The organism is Streptomyces sp. JH34, from assembly GCF_029428875.1.
In the GTDB taxonomy this organism is placed as follows: Bacteria; Actinomycetota; Actinomycetes; order Streptomycetales; family Streptomycetaceae; genus Streptomyces.
This window is the reverse complement of the sequence record NZ_JAJSOO010000001.1, coordinates 1,721,343-1,741,560: the sequence shown is the minus strand read 5'-3', so window position 1 is coordinate 1,741,560 and position 20,218 is coordinate 1,721,343. Positions and strand designations below refer to the sequence as shown.

Sequence of the window (20,218 nt, the reverse complement as noted above, 5' to 3'; positions counted from 1 at the left end):
GGCCGGCCGTGGCAGGCGACACACCGTTCCGGAAGCGGCGCTTGCGGCGCACGAAGTCGTCGGAGGCACACCAGGGCGGCGCGGGCCCGGCGAAGGGCGAGAGCCCCACAGCCGAGCACCGGACCGCCCTGTCCGCCTCTCCCGGCAGCACACCTGACGACGAGCGGGGCCGTCCGGCCTCGCTCGAGGCGCTACGAACAACTGACACACCACCCGGTCAGGAGGGGTCCCCGAAAGGCGCCGGCCGCCTGCGCGCACTGGGACGAGGCGTCGCCAGGAGCAGGGAGAGCGCCCTGACCGCCCTGGGCGCGGTGGCCGACCGGATCATCGACATCGCCCCCCGCGTCCCGGTGCGTGACCTCGCCACCCTGCGCAGACAGTTCCCGGGGCTCGGCCCCGAAGAGCTAGCCGACAAACTCGTCGCGGGCGCCTGCAACGCCACGGCGACCGTCGGCGCGGGCATCGGCGCCGCGGCGATGATGCCCGTCCCACCGGCCATGCTCGCCGAGCTGGCAGCCGAGATCACCGGAGTGGCCGCTGTCGAGCTGAAGCTCGTCGCCGAGCTCCACGAGGTCTACGGCCGACGCCCGCAGGGCAACCTCGGCCGGCGCAGCACCGCCTATCTGACGTCCTGGACGGAGGAGCGCGGCATCGACGTCTCCCGCCCCACCACGCTCGACGCGGCGCTGGGCGGACAGATGAAGCGCGAACTGCGCCAGCAGATCATCAAGCGCACCGTGCGCGACCTGCCGAACCTCATCCCGTTCATGATCGGCGCGGCCGTCGGCGCGATGATGAACCGGCGGGACACCAGGAAGCTCGCCGACCGGGTCAGGAACGACCTGCGGCGCCACCGGATCCCCTGGGACCGCCTCCCCGAACTCCCCCCGCTGGAACAGCCGGCGAAGCCCCCCGAGGAACTCCCCGAGGGGCTGGAAGGCCCCGGCCGCTGAATCCGGTCCTGTCAGGCGGCCACGGGCGCGAGTGCCGCCACCAGGGCCTGCGGCTCACGGGTCGACAGGTAGACGTACGGCGTCGGGTCCTGCGGGTCCGTGACCTCCACCCGCACCGCCGTCGGGATGTAGCTGCGCAGCAGCATGAAGGCGCGCGGATCCGCCTTGTACGAGCGCCAGGCGCGCGCCTCCTCCCCGTCCAGCACCTCGGCGTCGCCGAGCGCCTCCAGGGGGATCCGGGCATCGCCCGCGACGAGGGCGCCCGCGACGACACGGATGCGGGCGGAGCCGTACGAGCTGACGGCCACGCACGCCGCTGCCGTACCGGCCACGAGGCCGCCGAGCATGGGCAGCAGGCCGAGCGGCAGGAAGACGAGCGCGCACGCGACGCCGATCCCGAAGGCGATGAGCCACCACGAACGGGGCGCTGTGAGACGTTCGTCGAAGGGCGGTGCGGAAGGCTGCATGAAAGCAAGCTTGGCACGGCGCGACCCGCGGTCGACGGCGCGGGTAAGGTCTGCGGCTGTGAGTGGAACATCTGCACGTCTGACACCCCCGGCCGACGCGGTGAAGCCCGTCCGCCATCCTGACGCCCCCGCGCCCGGAGAGCTTCTCGGCTCCCACTACGAACACTGTTTCGGCTGCGGTGGCGGGCAGCCGCACGGGCTGCACCTCCAGGCGACGGCAGGGGAGGGCGTGAGCGTCACCGCCGAGTTCACCGTGAAGCAGGCCCACCAGGGCGCTCCGGGACTGGCGCACGGCGGTGTCCTGGCCACGGCGATGGATGAGACGCTCGGCGCGCTGAGCTGGCTGCTGCGGGTCATCGCGGTGACCGGACGGCTGGAGACCGACTACGTCCTGCCGGTCCCGGTCGACACCGTGCTCTTCCTGGAGGCCGAGGTCACCGCGGTCCACGGCCGGAAGATCTACTGCCGGGCCACGGGACGGACCGGCGGCCCCGAGGGGCCCGTCGCGGTCCGTGCGGAGGCCCTCTTCATCGAGGTCAAGGTGGAGCACTTCATCGACAACGGACGGCCGGAGGAGATCCAGGCCGCCATGTCCGACCCGGACCAGATCCGGCGTGCCCGCGCCTTCGAGGTGAACCCCTGATGCGCCACCCCGTCGACGTGCTCATCCGCCGGGTCGACCCGGACGTGCCGATCCCCGGCTACGGGCACCCCGGTGACGCGGGTGCCGACCTGGTCACCACCGAGGCCGCGGAGCTCGCCCCGGGTGAACGGGCGGTGCTCCCCACCGGGGTGTCGATCGCCCTGCCCGACGGGTACGCCGCCTTCGTGCACCCACGCTCCGGCCTCGCGGCCCGCTGCGGAGTGGCTCTCGTGAACGCCCCAGGGACGGTCGATGCCGGGTACCGTGGAGAGATCAAGGTCATCGTGGTCAATCTCGACCCACGCGAGACCGTGAGGTTCGAACGGTTCGACCGGATTGCCCAACTGGTCGTCCAGCAGGTCGAGAAGGTGCGCTTCCACGAGGTGACGGAGCTCCCCGGCTCGGCGCGGGCCGAGGGGGGCTTCGGATCCACCGGCGGCCACGCCGCGGTGGACGGCGTCACGGGCGGTAACACCCAGGGTGGGAACAGCTACGCTTCGGTCGTATCCGACCGGGAAGGACGTTGACGTGTTCGGACGTCGCAAGAACAGTGGTTCCGCCGAGGACACGGCGGACGAAGCGCGCGAGGCCGAGCAGGTCGCCGACGAGCTCGACGGCACCGGGGCCGAGAACGGCTCGCGCCGCACGAACCTTCCGCCGGCCCCCCGCCCCGACGGGCCGTGGGACATCTCCGAGGTCTCCCGGCCCGGCGAGGGCCGGGTGGACCTGGGCGGCATCTTCGTGCCCGGGGTCGAGGGCATGGAGCTCCGGGTGGAGGTCGCCGGTGACGCGATCGTCGCGGCCACCGTCGTGCTGCGCGACAGCGCGGTCCAGCTGCAGGCCTTCGCGGCCCCCAAGAAGGAGGGCATCTGGGGCGAGGTGCGTGAGGAGATCGCCTCGGGCATCACCCAGCAGGGCGGGGTCATCGACGAGGTCGAGGGCCCGCTGGGCTGGGAACTGCGCGCCCAGGTCCCCGTACAGCTCCCGGACGGGAAGAACGGCGTACAGCTGGTGCGCTTCGTCGGCGTCGACGGACCGCGGTGGTTCCTGCGCGGTGTGATCTCCGGCCAGGGCGCGGTGCAGCCGGACGCCGCCGGGCTGCTGGAGACGATCTTCCGGGACACCGTCGTCGTCCGCGGTGACGGCCCGATGGCCCCGCGCGACCCCATCGTCCTCAAGCTCCCCGACGACGCGCAGATGGTGCCCGAGGGCGTGCAGCAGGAGGACCAGGAGAGCTCGAAGTTCTCCGGTGGCATGGGCCAGCTCCAGCGCGGGCCCGAGATCACCGAGGTGCGCTGACCGCGCCCCCAGCTCGTTCCGGCCGGTGGGCCGCGTCCCGGAGAGGGGCGCGGCCCACCGGCCTTTCCATTGCCTCACCGGGCGCCTCACGCACATACTGGCCGTTGCCGAGGGAGCGGTACGCACGGCCGCGTACGCACGGGGGAGAGCGATGACACCGAGCACCGACGGACAGAGCGGCACGGGCCTGGCCGGGAGCCCGGCCGGCGGCCCCATGGTGCGCGTCGAGGACCTGCACCGCTCGTACGGCACCGGCGCCGCAGCCGTGCACGCCCTGCGGGGGGTCTCCTTCGAGGTCCCGCGCGGCGAACTCGTGGCGCTCAAGGGACGTTCGGGATCGGGCAAGACCACCCTGCTCAATCTCGTCGGCGGCCTCGACGCACCGGACGGCGGCAGGATCACCGTCGGTGGCACCGACCTCTCCGGACTCGACGAGGACGGCCTGCTGGAGCTGCGCAGGGACCGGATCGGCTTCATCTTCCAGTCCTTCGGGCTGATCCCGATCCTGACCGCGGCCGAGAACGTGGGCGTGCCCCTGCGCCTGCGGAAGGCCGATCCTCACGAGCGTGAGGAACGAGTGGCACTGCTGCTCTCCCTGGTGGGCCTCGGCGACCACAGCCGGCAGCGCCCGGGGGAGCTCTCCGGAGGCCAGCAGCAGCGTGTCGCCATCGCCAGGGCACTCGCCAACCGGCCCGCCCTCCTGATCGCCGACGAGCCCACCGGGCAGCTCGACGCGGAGACGGGCCTCTCGGTCATGCACCTGCTGCGGGCCGTCGTCCGCAGCGAGGGTGTCACCGTCCTCGTGGCCACCCACGACCCACAGCTGCTCAGCTTCGCCGACCGGGTCCTGGAGCTCAGCGACGGGCACATCGTCGAGCACGCGTAGCGGCGGGCGGGGCGGGGCCGACAGGGCTGTGACCTCGGCCCCGCGTCGGGTGCGGCCGCATCAGAATCCCGTCAAGACGGTCCCCGCGTCCGGCCCTGACCCCATATGCCGGATTTCCTCGGGGTAGCTTCGACACCGGCTCCCGTATCGGCGGCGGCCCGTTCAGAGAAGACAATGGGGCCATGGCACGCGGCAAGCTTCGGATCTACCTGGGTGCGGCACCCGGCGTCGGCAAGACGTACGCGATGCTGGCCGAGGCCCACCGCCGGGTGGAGCGGGGCACGGACTGCGTCGTCGCCTTCGTGGAGCACCACGACCGGCCCCGCACGGAGGTGCTGCTGCAGGGCCTGGAGCAGATCCGCCGCCGCGACATCGAACACCGCTCGGCCGTCTTCGCGGAGATGGACGTCGACGCCGTCCTGGAGCGGGCGCCCGCCGTGGCGCTCGTGGACGAGCTCGCGCACACCAACGTGCCCGGCTCCCGCAACGCCAAGCGCTGGCAGGACGTCGAGGAACTCCTCAAGGCCGGCATCGACGTGGTGTCCACCGTCAACATCCAGCACCTGGAGTCCCTCGGCGACGTCGTGGAGGCGATAACCGGGGTGCGACAGCAGGAGACCATCCCCGACGAGGTCGCCCGGCGCGCGGACCAGATCGAACTCGTCGACATGTCGCCACAGTCGCTGCGGCGCCGCATGGCCCACGGCAACATCTACCAGTCCGACAAGGTCGACGCAGCCCTGTCCAACTACTTCCGCCCCGGCAACCTCACCGCCCTGCGCGAGCTGGCACTCCTGTGGGTCGCCGACCGGGTCGACGAGTACCTCCAGCAGTACCGCGGCGAACACGACATCAGCGCCCCCTGGCAGGCCCGCGAGCGCATCGTCGTCGGGCTGACCGGCGGACCGGAGGGCCGCACGCTCATCCGCCGCGCCTCCCGGATGGCCGCAAAAGGATCCGGCAGCGAGATCCTCGCCGTGTACATCGCCCGCAGCGACGGCCTGACCTCCGCCTCCCCCAAGGAGCTCGCCGTCCAGCGCACCCTCGTCGAGGACCTCGGGGGCACCTTCCACCACGTCATCGGCGACGACATACCCTCCGCGCTCCTCGCGTTCGCCCGGGGCGTCAACGCCACCCAGATCGTCCTCGGCTCCAGCCGCCGCAAGGCCTGGCAGTACATCTACGGCCCCGGGGTGGGAGCGACCGTCGCCCGCGAGTCCGGGCCCGACCTCGACGTGCACATCGTCACGCACGAGGAGGTCGCCAAGGGGCGCGGGCTGCCCATCGCCCGCGGAGCCCGGCTCAGCCGCACCCGGATCATCTCGGGCTGGCTGGCCGGCGTCGGCGGACCGGCCCTCCTGACCCTGCTCCTGCACGGCATGGAGAACGGGCCGGGGCTCGCCAACGACGTGCTGCTCTTCCTCTTCCTGACCGTCGCCGCCGCCCTCCTCGGCGGCCTGGCACCCGCGCTCGCGTCGGCCGCCGTCGGTTCCATGCTCCTGAACTACTGGTTCACGCCGCCCACGCACACCCTGACCGTCCAGGACCCGGAGAACTTCGTCGCCATCGTGATCTTCTTCGCGGTGGCGGTCTCGGTCGCCTCCGTGGTCGACCTGGCGGCACGACGTACCCACCAGGCGGCCCGCCTGCGTGCCGAGTCGGAGATCCTCTCCACCCTGGCGGGGAGCGTCCTGCGGGGCGAGACCGCCCTGGACGCCCTGCTGGGCAGGGTCCGGGAGACCTTCGGCATGGAGTCCGTCGCCCTCCTGGAGCGGCAGAGCGACGTCGATCCCTGGACCTGCGCCGGATCCGTCGGCCCCGCGCCGGTCGCCCGGCCCGACGACGCGGACGTGGACATGCCCGTCGGCGACCACATGGCCCTGGCTCTCTCCGGCCGCGTGCTGCCCGCTGAGGACCGCCGGGTCCTGGGCGCCTTCGCCGCCCAGGCCGCCGTGGTCCTCGACCGGCAGCGCCTGGTGGGGGAGGCGGAGGCGGCCAGACGGCTCGCCGAGGGCAACCGGATCAGGACCGCGCTGCTCGCCGCCGTCAGCCACGACCTGCGCACCCCGCTGGCCGCCATCAAGGCCGCCGTGAGCTCCCTGCGCTCCGACGACGTCTCCTGGTCCGACGCGGACGAGGCGGAGCTCCTCGAAGCCATCGAGGACGGGGCCGACCGCCTGGACCACCTGGTCGGCAACCTGCTCGACATGTCACGTCTGCAGACCGGCACGGTCACCCCGCTGATCCGGGAGCTCGACCTCGACGAGGTCGTCCCCATGGCGCTCGGCGGCGTACCGGAGGGCAGCGTCGACCTGGACATCCCCGAGACGCTGCCCATGGTGGCCGTCGACCCGGGGCTGCTGGAGAGGGCCGTCGCCAACATCGTCGAGAACGCCGTCAAGTACAACCCCGGCCGGGAACGCGTCACGGTGGCCGCCAGCGCCCTGGGGGAACGCGTCGAGCTGCGGGTGGCCGACCGCGGGCGCGGAGTCCCCGACGAGGCCAAGGAACGCATATTCGAGCCCTTCCAGCGCTACGGTGACGCTCCGCGCGGTGCCGGCGTCGGGCTGGGGCTCGCGGTCGCCCGCGGCTTCGTGGAGTCCATGGGCGGCACGCTCGACGCCGAGGACACCCCCGGCGGCGGCCTCACCATGGTCCTCACCCTCACCGCCGCGCCCGGACAGGTGCGGGCCGGCCCGGTGCCTCCCGCACACATCAGCTCATGACATCCCCCGAGCTCATGAGGTCCCCGGGGCGCACCCCCACCCCGTACACGTATTTCCGAAAGGCAGGTCCGCGATGACCCGGGTGCTCGTGGTCGACGACGAGCCGCAGATCGTGCGCGCCCTCGTGATCAACCTGAAGGCACGCAGATACGAGGTGGACGCGGCGCCCGACGGGGCGACCGCCCTGCAGCTGGCGGCGGCCCGCCACCCCGACGTCGTCGTCCTCGACCTCGGTCTGCCGGACATGGACGGTGTCGAGGTGATCAGGGGGCTGCGCGGCTGGACCCGGGTGCCGATCCTCGTGCTCTCGGCCCGTCACACCTCCGACGAGAAGGTCGAGGCCCTGGACGCCGGGGCCGACGACTACGTCACCAAGCCGTTCGGCATGGACGAGCTCCTGGCCCGGCTGCGCGCCGCCGTACGCCGGGCGGAACCGGTCGGCCAGGACGGCGGCGACGACCTGGTGATCGTCGAGACCGAGGGTTTCACCGTCGATCTGGCGGCGAAGAAGGTCCACCGTGAGGGGCGCGACGTACGCCTCACGCCCACCGAGTGGCACCTGCTGGAGGTCCTCGTCCGCAACGCCGGGCGGCTCGTCAGCCAGAAGCAGCTGCTCCAGGAGGTCTGGGGCCCCTCGTACGGCACCGAGACCAACTACCTGCGGGTCTACATGGCCCAGTTGCGCCGCAAGCTGGAGGCGGACCCCTCGCACCCCAGTCACTTCGTCACCGAGCCGGGCATGGGGTACCGATTCGAGCGCGGACGGCCCGTTCCGGAGTGATCGCGCCTCACTCGTCCGAGTGAGGCTGTCCGGGCCCGTCCCTACCACAGGAGACCGGTACCCTTCGGGTATGAGCGCTGTTCCCCGATTCGAGAAGCCCGGCAGGGCGGCAAAGCCGTCCGGCCGCTTCCGCCGCATGCTCGACCGGCTGGCCAGCTCCCAGGAGGACCTCGAGTCCGAGGAGCTGCGGGAGGACACGCACGCGTCGGGCTGCACGCGCATCTCCGAGTGCACGGACCGCCAGATCGTCAAGGTCACTGGTACCTTGCGGACCGTCACCCTGCGTCCGCGGGCCGGAGTGCCCGCCCTGGAGGCGGAGCTCTTCGACGGCACCGCACCGCTCGACGTGGTCTGGCTCGGCCGGCGTTCCATCGTCGGCATCGAGCCGGGGCGCAAGCTCATCGCGTCGGGCCGCGTGGCCATGAGCCACGGTCGCCGGGTGCTGTTCAACCCCAAATACGAACTCCGACCACTCGGCAAGGAGTAGCCGGTGACGTCTCTCGACAAGCCGACGTCCGATACGGACCAGCCCCACCGCACCGACCAGCAGGACGCCGACGCGAAGGCGGTCACGGAAGCCGCGCTCTTCGAGGCCTTCGGCGGCGTGCGCGGCATGGTGGAGACAGTCCTTCCCGGGCTGCTCTTCGTCACCGTCTTCACCATCAACAAGGACCTGACGGCCTCGGCGGTCGCCGCGCTGGCCATCTCCTTGCTCCTCGTCGTCGTCCGGCTGCTCCGCAAGGACACCGTCAAGCACGCCTTCGGCGGCGTCTTCGGCGTGGCCTTCGGTGTGCTCTTCGCGAAGATGACGGGCACCGCGAAGGCCTTCTACCTGCCGGGCATGCTCTACACGCTCGGCCTCGCCCTCGCGTACCTGGTCACGACCCTCGCGGGTGTGCCGCTGATCGGCCTCATCCTCGGACCGGTCTTCAAGGAGAACCTCTCCTGGCGCACCAGGAACCCCGGCCGCAAGAAGGCGTACGCCAAGGCCAGCTACGCGTGGGGGCTGATCCTCCTCGCCAAGTGCGCGATCCTCTTCCCCCTGTACTGGTGGGCCGACACCACCCAGCTCGGCTGGGTCCTGGTCGCGCTGAAGATCCCGCCGTTCCTGCTCGCGGTCTACCTGACCTGGGTCTTCCTGGCCAAGGCGCCGCCGCCAATCGACGTCTTCGCCGAGATGGAGGCGGAGGAGCAGGCCGAGAAGGCACGTGAGGCGGAGCGGAGCGCCGGCGCCGCGGAGGCCCGCAACTCCGAGTTCTGACGCACGACGACGTACACGCGTGTGGGGCCCGGACCGTGCCACGGTCCGGGCCCCACACGCATGTACCGCCCGCTCAGTCCTCGGCGGGCTCGCGGCGGACCGACAACAGGTCCTCCAACTGCTCCTCGCGCGCCTGGGCGGCCACGAACAACAGCTCGTCGCCCGCCTCCAGGGTCTCCTCGGGGCTGGGTGTCAGCACCCGCGTGCCGCGGATGATCGTGACGAGCGAGGTGTCCTCCGGCCAGTCCACGTCACCCACCCGGATGCCGGCCAGCGCCGACTCCGGGGGCAGTGTCAGCTCGACCAGGTTGGCGTCGCCGTGGCTGAAGCGCAGCAGCCGGACCAGATCACCGACGCTCACCGCCTCCTCGACCAGCGCCGACATCAGACGCGGGGTGGAGACCGCGACGTCGACGCCCCAGGACTCGTTGAACAGCCACTCGTTCTTCGGGTTGTTCACCCGGGCCACGACCCTCGGCACGCCGTACTCGGTCTTCGCGAGCAGCGAGACGACCAGGTTGACCTTGTCGTCACCGGTCGAGGCGATCACGACGTTGCACCGCTGGAGCGCCGCCTCGTCGAGCGACGTGATCTCGCAGGCGTCCGCCAGGAGCCACTCGGCCATCGGCACGCGCTCCACCGAGATGGCGGTCGGAGCCTTGTCGATCAGCAGTACCTCGTGCCCGTTCTCCAGGAGCTCTGCCGCGATGGAACGGCCCACCGCACCGGCCCCGGCAATCGCGACGCGCATCAGTGACCGCCCTCCTCGGGACCTTCGGCGAAGGCCTCCTCGACCTTCGCGATCTCGTCCGTACGCATCATCACGTGAACGAGGTCGCCCTCCTGCAGAACCGTCTGCGACGTGGGCAGTATGGCCTCACCCAACCGGGTGAGGAAGGCGACGCGGACGCCGGTCTCCTCCTGCAGGGTGCTGATCTTGTGCCCGATCCAGGCCGGTGTGGTGTGCACCTCGGCGAGCTGCACACCACCGCTCGGGTCGCGCCACAGCGGCTCCGCGCCCGACGGCAGCAGACGCCGCAGCATCTGGTCCGCCGTCCACCGGACGGTGGCGACGGTGGGGATGCCCAGCCGCTGGTAGACCTCGGCGCGCCGCGGGTCGTAGATGCGCGCCGCGACGTTCTCGATGCCGAACATCTCGCGGGCCACCCGGGCGGCGATGATGTTGGAGTTGTCGCCGCTGCTGACCGCCGCGAACGCCCCGGCCTCCTCGATCCCCGCCTCACGCAGGGTGTCCTGGTCGAAACCGACCCCGCTGACACGACGGCCGCCGAAGCCGGAACCGAGGCGACGGAACGCCGTGGGGTCCTGGTCGATCACGGCGACCGTGTGCCCCTGCTGCTCCAGGGTCTGCGCGAGAGCGGCTCCGACGCGCCCGCAGCCCATGATGACGATGTGCACCTCGCGCCTACCTCGCCGTCCTGGTCGTCCGGATGACCTGCGAAAACACCCTGCTCACACTTCTCTCTCAGCTTGCGGGGCAAACAATGGGGCAACCACCTTCGGCGTTGCCCGTGGATGAGCTTATGCGGCGACGTCCGTGCCGCCTCATCCGAGTGTGCGTACGCTGCGGGCCGATGAGCAAAAGCGGGACCGGCCCGGAGCTCCGGGGACCTCCGCACCGCAAGGATTTCGTTAAGGATTCCATGGACTTCTGCGGTGAGGGCGGGTAATTATGAAGGTTTTCGGGGTGCCGAGGGGGTGGTGCCTCGGCGGCGTGTCCCGGCAGCGCTTACGATCCTCACCGTGTCCAAACTGACCGACGTGCCCAAACGGATCCTGATCGGCCGGGCGCTGCGCAGCGACAAGCTGGGGGAGACGCTCCTCCCCAAGCGCATCGCGCTCCCCGTCTTCGCATCCGACCCCCTGTCCTCCGTTGCGTACGCACCAGGAGAAGTCCTCCTCGTGCTGTCCATCGCGGGCGTGTCGGCGTACCACTTCAGCCCCTGGATCGCGGTCGCGGTCGTGGTCCTGATGTTCACCGTCGTCGCCTCGTACCGGCAGAACGTACGCGCCTACCCGAGCGGTGGCGGCGACTACGAGGTCGCCACCACCAACCTCGGCCCGAAGGCCGGCCTGACCGTAGCCAGCGCGCTCCTCGTCGACTACGTCCTCACCGTGGCGGTGTCGATCGCCTCGGGCGTCGAGAACCTCGGATCCGCGATCCCCTTCGTCGTCGAGCACAAGACGGTCTGCGCCATCGGGGCCATCGTGCTGCTCACGCTGATGAACCTGCGCGGCGTGAAGGAGTCGGGCAAGCTCTTCGCCATCCCGACGTACCTGTTCGTGGCCGGCGTCTTCGCGATGATCCTCTGGGGGGCGTTCAGGGGACTCGCCCTCGGGGACACCATGCACGCGCCCACCTCGGACTACGAGATCAAGCCCGAGCACCAGGGGCTGGCGGGTTTCGCGCTCGTCTTCCTGCTGCTGCGCGCCTTCTCCTCCGGCTGCGCGGCCCTCACGGGCGTCGAGGCGATCAGCAACGGCGTCCCCGCCTTCCGCAAGCCGAAGAGCAAGAACGCCGCGACCACGCTCGCGGCGATGGGCCTGCTCGCCGTCACGATGTTCTGCGGCATCATCGGCCTCGCCATGGCCACCGACGTGAAGATGGCCGAGAACCCGGCGAAGGACCTCATCCACAACGGTTCCCCGGTCGGCGCGAGCTTCACCCAGGACCCGGTGATCTCACAGGTCGCCGCAGCCGTCTTCGGCGAGGGCACGTTCCTCTTCGTCTTCCTCGCCGCGGCCACCGCGCTCGTGCTCTTCCTCGCCGCGAACACGGCGTACAACGGCTTCCCGCTGCTCGGCTCGATCCTCGCCCAGGACCGCTACCTGCCGCGCCAGCTGCACACCCGCGGCGACCGGCTGGCCTTCTCCAACGGCATCGTGCTGCTCGCCGGGGCCGCGATCCTGCTCGTCTGGATCTACGGTGCGGACTCGACCCGGCTGATCCAGCTCTACATCGTGGGCGTGTTCGTCTCCTTCACGCTCAGCCAGACCGGCATGGTGCGGCACTGGAACCGTCATCTGCGCACCGAGAAGGATCCCGCGGCGCGGCGCCACATGATCCACTCCCGGGCGATCAACACCTTCGGCGCGTTCTTCACCGGTCTCGTCCTGGTCGTCGTGCTCGCCACCAAGTTCACCCACGGCGCCTGGGTCGCGCTGCTCGGCATGGTCATCTTCTTCGGCACGATGACCGCGATCCGCAAGCACTACGACCGGGTCGCCGAGGAGATCGCCGCCCCGGAGACCCGGTCCGACGACAGCATCCGCCCCTCGCGCGTCCACTCGATCGTCCTGGTCTCCAAGCTCCACCGGCCCACACTGCGCGCCCTCGCGTACGCCAAGCTGGTGCGTTCCGACCAGCTGGAGGCCCTCTCCATCAGCGTCGACCAGGCGGAGACGAAGGCACTCAGGGAGGACTGGGAACGTCGCGGCATCGACATCCCGCTGAAGGTCCTCGACTCGCCCTACCGCGAGGTGACCCGGCCGGTCATCGACTACGTCAAGAGCCTCCGCAAGGACCGGCCGCGCGATGTGATCAGCGTCTACATCCCGGAGTACGTCGTCGGCCACTGGTACGAGCACCTGCTGCACAACCAGAGCGCGCTGCGGCTGAAGGGCCGGCTGCTGTTCACACCGGGTGTGATGGTCACCTCGGTGCCGTACCAGCTGGAGTCGTCCGAGGCCGCGAAGCACCGGGCCAGGAGGCGCGCGGACTGGATCGCGCCGGGCTCGGTCCGCCGCGGCCCCGTGGAACGGCGGCAGCCCAAGGAACCCGGCCAGAAGGGCTGACCCCGCACTCCGCCTGTGGTGAACGGCCGGCTTCCGCCCACGTAGACTGGTGGGCTGTTGTCCGGCCGTTTCCCGTCTTCCGTTCCGGCTTCCTCCTCTTCTCTCTCATCCCGATCTCTGGAGCCACCCCCTCATGCAGAACGAATCCACGTCGTCGCAGGCCGGGGAGTCGCTGATCGGCCAGGAGTACGAGGTCGAGGTCGGCCCCGTGGCCCACGGCGGCCACTGCATCGCCCGCACGTCCGAGGGCCAGGTGCTCTTCGTGCGCCACACCCTCCCCGGTGAGAAGGTCGTCGCCCGGGTAACCGAGGGCGACACCGACTCGCGCTTCCTGCGCGCCGACGCGGTCACGGTCGTCGAGGCGTCCAAGGACCGCGTCGAGGCCCCCTGCCCGTACGCAGGCCCCGGCAAGTGCGGCGGCTGCGACTGGCAGCACGCGAAGCCGGGCGCGCAGCGCCGCCTCAAGGGCGAGGTGATCGCCGAGCAGCTCCAGCGCCTCGCGGGCCTCACGCCCGAGGAGGCCAACTGGGACGGCACGGTCATGCCTGCCGAGGGCGACAAGCTCCCGCCGGGCGAGGTCCCGGCCTGGCGCACGCGCGTCCAGTACGCCGTCGACCAGGACGGCCTGGTGGGACTGCGCAAGCACCGCTCGCACGAGGTCCAGCCGATCGACCACTGCCTGATCGCCGCCCCCGGCGTCTCCGAGCTCGGCATCGAGAAGCAGGACTGGCCGCAGATGGCCACGGTGGAGGCCATCTCCGCCACCGGCTCCCACGACCGCCAGGTCATCCTGACCCCGCGTGAGGGTGGCCGGCTGCCGCTGGTCGAGCTGGACAAGCCCGTCTCCGTGATGCGCGTCGACGAGAAGGACGGCGGTGTCCACCGCGTCCACGGCCGCGCCTTCGTGCGCGAGCGCGCCGACGACCGTACGTACCGGGTCGGCTCGGGCGGCTTCTGGCAGGTGCACCCGCAGGCGGCGGACACCCTGGTCCGCGCGGTCATGCAGGGGCTGCTGCCCCGCAAGAACGACACCGCGCTCGACCTGTACTGCGGTGTGGGCCTGTTCGCGGGCGCCATCGGGCAGCGGATCGGCGAGAAGGGCGCGGTGCTGGGCATCGAGTCCGGCAAGCGCGCGGTCGAGGACGCCCGTCACAACCTGAAGGACCTGGACCGGGTCCGCATCGAGCACGGCAAGGTCGACCAGGTCCTGCCGCGCACGGGCATCACCGAGTGCGACCTGATCGTCCTGGACCCGCCGCGCGCGGGCGCCGGCAAGGCCACGGTGAAGCAGCTCGTCGCCCTCGGCGCCCGCCGCATCGCGTACGTGGCCTGCGACCCGGCGGCGCTGGCCCGGGACATCGCGTACTTCCGGGATGGGGGGTACCGGGTGCGGACGCTGCGGGCGTTCGACCTGTTCCCGATGACGCATCACGTGGAGTGCGTGGCGATTCTTGAGCCCGTGAAGAAGGACGACTGACCTGCGGTTTCGCGGATTGGGTGGGTCGCTCGCCTCGCACGGGCATCCTGCTGCCCCTCCTCGGCGGCGGCGCGAGCTGCCGTGTGCGGCCCGTCCGGGGCGTCACAGGGTGGCTTCGCGGTCCATGATCTCGAGTGGCTGTTGTCACCTCGCCGCACAGATACCAGCTTGGTATCATCGCTGTATGGCGATGACACTCCGGCTCCCCGACGACCTTGACGCCAAGCTCACCGAGCGTGCTCGTCGGGAGCGCCGCAGCAAGCAGGAGCTTGTGATTGAGGCCATTCGTGACGCCCAGGCCCGGGCCGAGCTGAAGGTCGATGACGTGCTGGCCGAGCTGATGGACAGCGATGCGGAGATCTTGGACTACCTGAAGTGACCGAGGTGCGCTACATCCAGATCGACGAGATCCTCGCCATCGCTCGTAAGGTCAACGGCACGGAGCACAGCGTGCGTGACATGGGGCTTCTGGTGTCTGCGATCGAACGGCCCCGGACCAACGTGTTCGGGGCCGAGCTTTATCCCGCACTGCACGAGAAGGCGGCGGCACTGCTGCACTCCGTGGCCCGCAATCACGCGTTGATCGACGGTAACAAGCGCACCGCCTGGCTCGCCATGCGTGTCTTCCTGCGGCTCAACGGCGTCAGCGCTCGTATCGCCCCGCCACCCGTCTCCACTGCCGGACCGTTCGTCGAGGACGTCGCGCAGGACCACATCGATGTCCCGGTCATCGCCAAGCGCCTCTCGGCCTGGTTCCCCGTTTCCTGACACGCGACGACGGATGGGCCGGGCACGCGCGTGCCCGGCCCTACGCACCTGCCGGTGCGCGTGCCCGTAAGGGCGGCCCGATCCCACGGGCCCGGGCCGCCCAAGGCGGCTGGGACCAGCGCGCCCAGCACTGCGATCACGACCCCGCCGAGCCCCGGCAGGAGCAGTTGCACAGGTCCGTACACATCAAGGAGGAGCGACGGCAGGCCGGTGCGTACGGCACGCCCCGTCACCGGCATGACGACGTGGTGCAGCGCGTACCCCGCAGGGACGCCGATCAGCCCGCCGACCACGCCGATCGCGGTCACCGAGGCGAGCACGAGGCTCACGGTCTGCCGCGGCGTCATACCGATCGCCTTGCAGACGACCAGGTCGTGGATGCGTTCCCGGGTGTCCAGGACCACGGAGTCGAGTACGCCGAGGCCGGCCGACGTGATCAGCATGAGTGAGCAGCACCGCGATCGCGGCCATGATGAGGATGACGCCCTCCTGCCCCGAGGGGGTTTTGGTGGTGGCGTCGCCGCCCAGCGGCTGTACGACTGCGGCGACCTTCTGGGCGTATCCGTCGTAGTGGACATTCGCCTTTGGCGCATCACACTAGTCAGCCAGGGCCAGCTCGTCGGTGGCATCCATCCCAGCCGTCCTGACCACCGCCCGGCAGAACTCCACGGGAGGGCAGTAGCGGTGCTCCGTGATGTAGTGGATGACGAGGTTGGGGGCCGAATAGACAGTGCCGTCGGTGTCCTGCGCCCGGATCTCGGCAGAGCCGAGCCACACCTGGGTGTCGAAGGCCGGACCACCAACAACGACGGGCCGTTCGGTGGAGCAGAACTCGCAGTGGTGGACACCGCGCATCTGGTTGTCGTAGGCACTGCTGAGGGCCTTCAGCGCATCTGTCACACGGTCGTCCACGATCCCGGTGCGGTAAGCACGATCGGGCGCCAGCCAGCCGACGTTGAGCATTTCCTGGTCCGATGTGTCGTACACGTAGGTGGTCATGTCGGGGTAGTGGGGCATCACCACTCCTCGGCGTGGGTTGCGGTGTTCTCTGCAGAAAGCGACCTCGCGGTGGGCGTTGGAGTCGTAGCCGCTCCGAGGGGCTGGGTCGAAGTGACCGACCTGTGGCCTGCGGCGCTCTGCCGGTGCTTCGACCCGTCAGTTCAGAAGAGGTCGAGCTCTGCGGACTCGACCGCACCCAGTAGTCGGCATTCTCCGGTCCTTCCGTCAACGCGCAGGTAGCCCGTGCCGACAGCCATGTCCTGGGGGTCTCCGTCGCGGAGCCAGGCAGCTGACTGGCAGTCGAAATAGAAGTGGTCTCCCACTCGGGCGCGTTCCCCTTCGGCGAGTGCGAAGGTCATGCCTTCGTGGCTGACCTGCTGGTCCAGAAAGTTCTGGGCCAAAACGGCAGCATCCTCGATGTCCAGCATCAGTCCGTCCTCACGAGAGGGAGGTCCCGTGTGCTCCTCTGGCCGATGACGATACCTCTGGCACCATCTCCTGCGCTTCGATCTCATCGACGCTGCCGGAGCTGGTCATGACGTGAACTGCGGCGCTCCGTAAGGAGTTTCGAGCGGTGTGGTCGAGTCGGCCGCGGATGTGCCCGGCGTCGAGGAGGGAGTGGCGAACACGAGGGTCGGCGTCGTGATGCTCTGGCCCCGCATCCTGTCCGGCGGATAGTGTGATCGCGGGGGCGAAACGGTCAACTCCGATGAGCAACGCCGGTGTTGTGTGCCGGCACCAGGGGGAGAGCTCATGATCGGTCGGTGGCGAAAGAAGTCCGCACCGGAGAAGAACGAGCCGATGACGGGCACGCGGGAGCGCTTGACGGGGTCGGTACGCGGGACGCTGCCTGCGCACATCGACGGACCCGGCGGACGGAGGGCGGTGACGCTCGCCGTGCACGACGACGGGGTGGTGCTGACCGACGGCGATGAGCATCGCGCCTACGTGTGGTCGGAGGTCGCCCATGTGTGGCACGCCAACGACATGGACGGCGAAGCGGCCGATGGTGTGATGATCACGGAGTGGCTGCACGAACTGCTGCTGGAGTTCACCGACGGCACGGTCGTGAACTCACTGCTGGCCGACCCGCCCGTCGTCACGCCGGAGTCCGAGTTCCGCACCGGCCGGCTGTCATCCTCGCCGCCCTCTGTCATCGCGCCGATGATGCAACGCGTCAACGCACCGGTGACCGAGCTGCATCTCGCCAGGGCGAAGGCGACGCTCGCGGCCGGCGGCCAGGTGGAGTTCGGTCCACTGACCGCCACGGCGGACGGGCTGCGCCATGACGGTAAGAGGATTCCCTGGCACACCATCACCTCATGCCGCTACGGCTTCGTCGTCTTCCACGAGGACGAGGACGAGCTGGGTGCGATGCTCCGCGTGGAATACGAGGTCGCCGGCGGTGCGAACGGGTTCCCGTTCGCCTGGCTGCGGATACCGGCGCTCGACGTCCCGGACCTGGATGTCCTGGTGCGGCTCGCCGACGAGAACCGCACCTGAGCAGCAGCGGCACCCGCCGCGCACCACTCCCACCGGCTTACCCGTCCTCCCGGCTCAAGGCCTACGTCCACCGCGGGCCCCCGCAGCTTCGACGCTGCTCAAAGGCCTCGGCGAGGGCTCGAGGTCCCGACCCGACACCCGAGGCTTCGCCGTGCAGTCCCGGCCGGCCGAGTGCGGACGGTCCGTGTACGAGCCCCGAGGGCCGGCGATTCCACTCCGGCTCACGCACCGTCCCGCGGATGCACAGCTGACGTCGTAGCCCGATCGGCTCATCGCGTCGGACGCCCGGTGGCCGGTTGTGCCGCGAGTGGTGCCCTCTGGGATCGCGAGCGCCAGGTTTTGCGCGTGTGATGGGGGTAGCCGTTCATGTGCCGCAAGTCGGGAGGCTTGTCGGCTGCCCAAGAAGGGGAGAGTGTCATGCCCGCCGGATCGAGTCCCAAGCGTGAGCGCCAGTACGAGCACATCAAGGAGGGCGCCGAGAAGCGCGGCACCTCCGAGAAGCGGGCCGCGGAGATCGCCGCACGCACGGTCAACAAGGAGCGGGCCCGCTCAGGGGAGTCGGAGTCGGCGAGCAGGACCTCCACGCGTGACCCCGAATCCGCCTCTCGACGTGGCGGCCGGCGCTCCCACAGCGGCCCCGGAGGACCTACCAGGGACCAGCTCTACGAGGAGGCCAAGAAGAAGAACATCGAGGGACGCTCGTCCATGAACAAGGAGCAGCTGAGCAAGGCATTGGGCCGCTGAGCACGCGCCACGGACCATGCTCGGCATCGACGCCGGGCCAACGGTGACCTGCCGGGATTCCGTAACCGGCAGAACGACGCCCACGTGGGCGGAACTGGCCGAGGTATGGAACGCCGCTGGAGACCGACACCTTGATCGGATGTCTGACGCCGCAAATCCTCGACAGTCTCTGACGCCTGCGCCGGCTGTGCCCGGACCTGCGCCGACTGTGTCCGGAGGACCACGGATGTCTGGGCCGCTCAGGGGAAGAAACCGTTCACGCCGTCTCCATCCGGTCGCCGGGGGAACACGTGGCCCATGACCACACGAGACACGCTCCCTGGAATGGCCGAGTCCTACTGGATGGCCACGACACCAGGCACTTCCTGGCCGCCGCCGGAAAACGAGATCACCACGGATGTCGTCGTGATCGGAGCCGGGATGGCAGGCCTGAGCACGGCCTGGGAGCTGACCGAAGCCGGACGGCACGTGGTCGTACTGGAAGCGGACCGCGTGGCCGCGGGCGTGAGCGGATACACGACCGCGAAGCTCACCGCTGCGCATTCCCTCGTCTACGACCGGCTCCGCCGCACGCGAGGGAGCGAGGGGGCGCGTCAGTACGCCCGTTCGCAACAAGCGGCGGTCCAGCGCGTCGCATCCGTCTCGGCTGAGCTCGGCATCGAGTGTGACCTCGAGCCCGCGTCAGCTCTGACCTTCACCACGGACCCCGGCGAACGTGCCACGTTCGAGGCTGAAGCCGCAGCAGCCGCGGAAGCAGGCCTCGACACCGACTTCGTGACGGAGACCGACCTGCCGTTCCCGGTGGCCGCAGCAGTGCGCGTCGCGCACCAGGCACAGTTCCACCCGCGCAAGTACCTTCTGGCACTCGCGGAGAACATCACCGCGCGAGGCGGTGTCATCCACGAACGAACCCGTGTGACCGGCCTCAGCGAAGGCAGTCCGTGCACCGTGACGACCGAGCGGGGAACGAAAATCACCGCGCGGGACGTCGTCGTCGCGACGCACTACCCGGTCTTCGACCGCGCTCTGCAGTTCGCGCGCCTGTCCCCACGCCGCGAACTGGTTGTCGCCGCGCCTATGCCCGCTGCCGGGGCCCCCGAGCACATGTACATCACGAACGACATGGGCAAGCGATCGGTACGTACCGCTCCCCTCGACGCGGAGCAGCGGCTGCTCATCGTCACGGGGGAGAGTTTCACGCCCGGTACGGGCGATGCCGGCGAACGGTTCAAGAAATTGGACGCGTGGATGCACGAGCACTTCCGGGTCGGCGCCACTGCCTACCGATGGGCGGCCCAGGACAACGATGCGAGCGACGGCGTACCGCTGGTGGGCCCCTTCCATCCGGGCGCCCGCCACGTGTACGTCGCGACGGGATTCGGCGGCTGGGGCATGAGCGGCGGCGCCATGGCCGGACAGTTGCTGGCCGCCACCCTCACGGGTGCCGTTCCCGACTGGGCCGGTCTCTACGACCCGCGTCGTCTGTGGCCCACCCTCCGGGAAGGCGCGACGCTGCTGAAACAGCAGGCCGAGGTCGCCAGGCATTTGGTGGGCGACAGGTTGAAGACCACTCACGTCGACTCGGTCGCCGAGATCGCTCCCGGTTCAGGAGCGGTCGTACGAATCGAGGGACGGCGCTGCGCCGTCTACCGGGATGAGGACGGTACAGCCCACGCCGTGTCCGCGCGCTGTACACATCTGGGGTGCCTGGTCGCCTTCAACGAGGCCGAGACCGCTTGGGAATGCCCGTGCCATGGTTCGCGGTTCAACATCGCTGGCGAGGTCCTCCAGGGCCCAGCTCTGCGGCCGCTGCCTCCCCGCGGCATCTGAGGTGCTGTCGCCGACGCGTCGCGGAACTTCCGCATACGGTGCAAGCCTTCGGCACTCTCCTGGCG

Annotated in this window: 21 protein-coding genes and 1 pseudogene; 16 read left to right on the top strand and 6 right to left on the bottom strand. The window is 70.1% G+C overall.

Going from position 1 to position 20,218, the window contains the following annotated elements; all coding sequences use genetic code 11:
* Positions 1–8 precede the first annotated feature (8 nt).
* Positions 9–953: a hypothetical protein gene (locus LWJ43_RS07515; RefSeq protein WP_277331521.1), complete on the top strand. Its 945-nt coding sequence runs from the start codon at positions 9–11 to the stop codon at positions 951–953.
* 11 nt (positions 954–964) lie between these two features.
* Here the strand turns inward: LWJ43_RS07515 and LWJ43_RS07510 are convergent, their stop codons facing one another.
* Positions 965–1,420: a DUF3093 domain-containing protein gene (locus LWJ43_RS07510; RefSeq protein WP_277331520.1), complete on the bottom strand. Its 456-nt coding sequence runs from the start codon at positions 1,418–1,420 to the stop codon at positions 965–967.
* A 58-nt stretch (positions 1,421–1,478) separates the two neighbouring features.
* Between LWJ43_RS07510 and LWJ43_RS07505 the strand changes: the two genes are divergently transcribed.
* From LWJ43_RS07505 to LWJ43_RS07470, 8 genes are all read left to right on the top strand, one after another.
* Positions 1,479–2,063 carry a PaaI family thioesterase gene (locus tag LWJ43_RS07505; RefSeq protein WP_277331519.1) on the top strand — a complete coding sequence of 195 codons (585 nt, stop codon included), beginning with the start codon at positions 1,479–1,481 and terminating at the stop codon, positions 2,061–2,063.
* Complete coding sequence (gene dut / locus LWJ43_RS07500; protein ID WP_014153608.1) at positions 2,063–2,590, top strand: dUTP diphosphatase; 528 nt, start codon at positions 2,063–2,065, stop codon at positions 2,588–2,590. The genes LWJ43_RS07505 and dut overlap by 1 nt, the downstream gene beginning before the upstream one ends.
* Position 2,591: 1 nt before the next feature.
* Positions 2,592–3,362, top strand: a complete 771-nt coding sequence (locus tag LWJ43_RS07495; protein ID WP_277331518.1) for a DUF3710 domain-containing protein — start codon at positions 2,592–2,594, stop codon at positions 3,360–3,362.
* Positions 3,363–3,513: 151 nt separating this feature from the next.
* Entirely contained in the window at positions 3,514–4,248 is a 735-nt protein-coding gene (locus LWJ43_RS07490) for an ABC transporter ATP-binding protein (RefSeq protein WP_277331517.1), read from the top strand.
* A 182-nt stretch (positions 4,249–4,430) separates the two neighbouring features.
* On the top strand, positions 4,431–6,974 hold the full coding sequence (locus tag LWJ43_RS07485; protein WP_277331516.1) for a sensor histidine kinase: 2,544 nt from the start codon (positions 4,431–4,433) through the stop codon (positions 6,972–6,974).
* A 73-nt stretch (positions 6,975–7,047) separates the two neighbouring features.
* Positions 7,048–7,755 (top strand): response regulator, encoded by a 708-nt coding sequence (locus LWJ43_RS07480; protein WP_277331515.1) that lies wholly within the window; start codon positions 7,048–7,050, stop codon positions 7,753–7,755.
* A 70-nt stretch (positions 7,756–7,825) separates the two neighbouring features.
* Positions 7,826–8,242: an OB-fold nucleic acid binding domain-containing protein gene (locus tag LWJ43_RS07475; protein WP_277331514.1), complete on the top strand. Its 417-nt coding sequence runs from the start codon at positions 7,826–7,828 to the stop codon at positions 8,240–8,242.
* Positions 8,243–8,245: 3 nt separating this feature from the next.
* Entirely contained in the window at positions 8,246–9,016 is a 771-nt protein-coding gene (locus LWJ43_RS07470) for a DUF3159 domain-containing protein (protein ID WP_277331513.1), read from the top strand.
* Between the two features lie 73 nt (positions 9,017–9,089).
* Here LWJ43_RS07470 and LWJ43_RS07465 read toward each other — a convergent pair whose 3' ends face one another.
* The gene (locus tag LWJ43_RS07465; RefSeq protein ID WP_277331512.1) at positions 9,090–9,767 is read right to left on the bottom strand and encodes a potassium channel family protein; all 678 of its coding nucleotides are present in this window, start codon (positions 9,765–9,767) and stop codon (positions 9,090–9,092) included.
* Complete coding sequence (locus LWJ43_RS07460; RefSeq protein ID WP_277331511.1) at positions 9,767–10,435, bottom strand: potassium channel family protein; 669 nt, start codon at positions 10,433–10,435, stop codon at positions 9,767–9,769. Before LWJ43_RS07460 ends, LWJ43_RS07465 begins: the two co-directional genes overlap by 1 nt.
* A 345-nt stretch (positions 10,436–10,780) precedes the next feature.
* Here LWJ43_RS07460 and LWJ43_RS07455 point away from each other — a divergent pair, with 345 nt between their 5' ends.
* The 4 genes from LWJ43_RS07455 to LWJ43_RS07440 all read left to right on the top strand — a co-directional run bounded on the left by LWJ43_RS07455 (position 10,781) and on the right by LWJ43_RS07440 (position 15,077).
* Complete coding sequence (locus tag LWJ43_RS07455; RefSeq protein WP_277331510.1) at positions 10,781–12,832, top strand: APC family permease; 2,052 nt, start codon at positions 10,781–10,783, stop codon at positions 12,830–12,832.
* A gap of 133 nt (positions 12,833–12,965) precedes the next feature.
* The gene (locus LWJ43_RS07450; RefSeq protein WP_277331509.1) at positions 12,966–14,309 is read left to right on the top strand and encodes a class I SAM-dependent RNA methyltransferase; all 1,344 of its coding nucleotides are present in this window, start codon (positions 12,966–12,968) and stop codon (positions 14,307–14,309) included.
* 184 nt (positions 14,310–14,493) lie between these two features.
* Entirely contained in the window at positions 14,494–14,688 is a 195-nt protein-coding gene (locus LWJ43_RS07445; protein WP_277331508.1) for a ribbon-helix-helix protein, CopG family, read from the top strand.
* On the top strand, positions 14,685–15,077 hold the full coding sequence (locus LWJ43_RS07440; protein WP_277331507.1) for a type II toxin-antitoxin system death-on-curing family toxin: 393 nt from the start codon (positions 14,685–14,687) through the stop codon (positions 15,075–15,077). Before LWJ43_RS07445 ends, LWJ43_RS07440 begins: the two co-directional genes overlap by 4 nt.
* A gap of 167 nt (positions 15,078–15,244) precedes the next feature.
* Here the strand turns inward: LWJ43_RS07440 and LWJ43_RS32865 are convergent.
* The 3 genes and pseudogenes from LWJ43_RS32865 to LWJ43_RS07430 all read right to left on the bottom strand — a co-directional run.
* Positions 15,245–15,520 (bottom strand): annotated as a pseudogene (locus LWJ43_RS32865) (FtsX-like permease family protein); the annotation flags it as partial.
* Between the two features lie 154 nt (positions 15,521–15,674).
* Positions 15,675–16,094 carry a DUF7919 family protein gene (locus LWJ43_RS07435; protein WP_277331506.1) on the bottom strand — a complete coding sequence of 140 codons (420 nt, stop codon included), beginning with the start codon at positions 16,092–16,094 and terminating at the stop codon, positions 15,675–15,677.
* A gap of 143 nt (positions 16,095–16,237) precedes the next feature.
* Positions 16,238–16,504 (bottom strand): hypothetical protein, encoded by a 267-nt coding sequence (locus LWJ43_RS07430; RefSeq protein ID WP_277331505.1) that lies wholly within the window; start codon positions 16,502–16,504, stop codon positions 16,238–16,240.
* Positions 16,505–16,829: 325 nt separating this feature from the next.
* On the opposite strand from LWJ43_RS07430, the gene LWJ43_RS07425 reads away from it, so the two are divergent.
* The 3 genes from LWJ43_RS07425 to LWJ43_RS07415 all read left to right on the top strand — a co-directional run bounded on the left by LWJ43_RS07425 (position 16,830) and on the right by LWJ43_RS07415 (position 20,153).
* Complete coding sequence (locus tag LWJ43_RS07425) at positions 16,830–17,579, top strand: hypothetical protein (protein WP_277331504.1); 750 nt, start codon at positions 16,830–16,832, stop codon at positions 17,577–17,579.
* Between the two features lie 417 nt (positions 17,580–17,996).
* The gene (locus tag LWJ43_RS07420; RefSeq protein ID WP_277331503.1) at positions 17,997–18,323 is read left to right on the top strand and encodes a plasmid stabilization protein; all 327 of its coding nucleotides are present in this window, start codon (positions 17,997–17,999) and stop codon (positions 18,321–18,323) included.
* A 297-nt stretch (positions 18,324–18,620) separates the two neighbouring features.
* Complete coding sequence (locus LWJ43_RS07415; protein WP_277331502.1) at positions 18,621–20,153, top strand: FAD-dependent oxidoreductase; 1,533 nt, start codon at positions 18,621–18,623, stop codon at positions 20,151–20,153.
* The last annotated feature ends 65 nt before the right edge of the window (positions 20,154–20,218 follow it).

Excerpts from the sequence above, each read along its gene's own strand:
- LWJ43_RS07510 (WP_277331520.1), bottom strand. The coding sequence starts at position 1,420 with ATGCAGCCTTCCGCACCGCCCTTCGACGAACGTCTCACAGCGCCCCGT.
- dut (WP_014153608.1), top strand. The coding sequence starts at position 2,063 with ATGCGCCACCCCGTCGACGTGCTCATCCGCCGGGTCGACCCGGACGTG.
- LWJ43_RS07490 (WP_277331517.1), top strand. The coding sequence starts at position 3,514 with ATGACACCGAGCACCGACGGACAGAGCGGCACGGGCCTGGCCGGGAGC.
- LWJ43_RS07485 (WP_277331516.1), top strand. The coding sequence starts at position 4,431 with ATGGCACGCGGCAAGCTTCGGATCTACCTGGGTGCGGCACCCGGCGTC.
- LWJ43_RS07480 (WP_277331515.1), top strand. The coding sequence starts at position 7,048 with ATGACCCGGGTGCTCGTGGTCGACGACGAGCCGCAGATCGTGCGCGCC.
- LWJ43_RS07475 (WP_277331514.1), top strand. The coding sequence starts at position 7,826 with ATGAGCGCTGTTCCCCGATTCGAGAAGCCCGGCAGGGCGGCAAAGCCG.
- LWJ43_RS07465 (WP_277331512.1), bottom strand. The coding sequence starts at position 9,767 with ATGCGCGTCGCGATTGCCGGGGCCGGTGCGGTGGGCCGTTCCATCGCG.
- LWJ43_RS07450 (WP_277331509.1), top strand. The coding sequence starts at position 12,966 with ATGCAGAACGAATCCACGTCGTCGCAGGCCGGGGAGTCGCTGATCGGC.
- LWJ43_RS07445 (WP_277331508.1), top strand. The coding sequence starts at position 14,494 with ATGGCGATGACACTCCGGCTCCCCGACGACCTTGACGCCAAGCTCACC.
- LWJ43_RS07435 (WP_277331506.1), bottom strand. The coding sequence starts at position 16,094 with ATGCCCCACTACCCCGACATGACCACCTACGTGTACGACACATCGGAC.
- LWJ43_RS07430 (WP_277331505.1), bottom strand. The coding sequence starts at position 16,504 with ATGCTGGACATCGAGGATGCTGCCGTTTTGGCCCAGAACTTTCTGGAC.
- LWJ43_RS07425 (WP_277331504.1), top strand. The coding sequence starts at position 16,830 with ATGATCGGTCGGTGGCGAAAGAAGTCCGCACCGGAGAAGAACGAGCCG.
- LWJ43_RS07420 (WP_277331503.1), top strand. The coding sequence starts at position 17,997 with ATGCCCGCCGGATCGAGTCCCAAGCGTGAGCGCCAGTACGAGCACATC.
- LWJ43_RS07415 (WP_277331502.1), top strand. The coding sequence starts at position 18,621 with ATGACCACACGAGACACGCTCCCTGGAATGGCCGAGTCCTACTGGATG.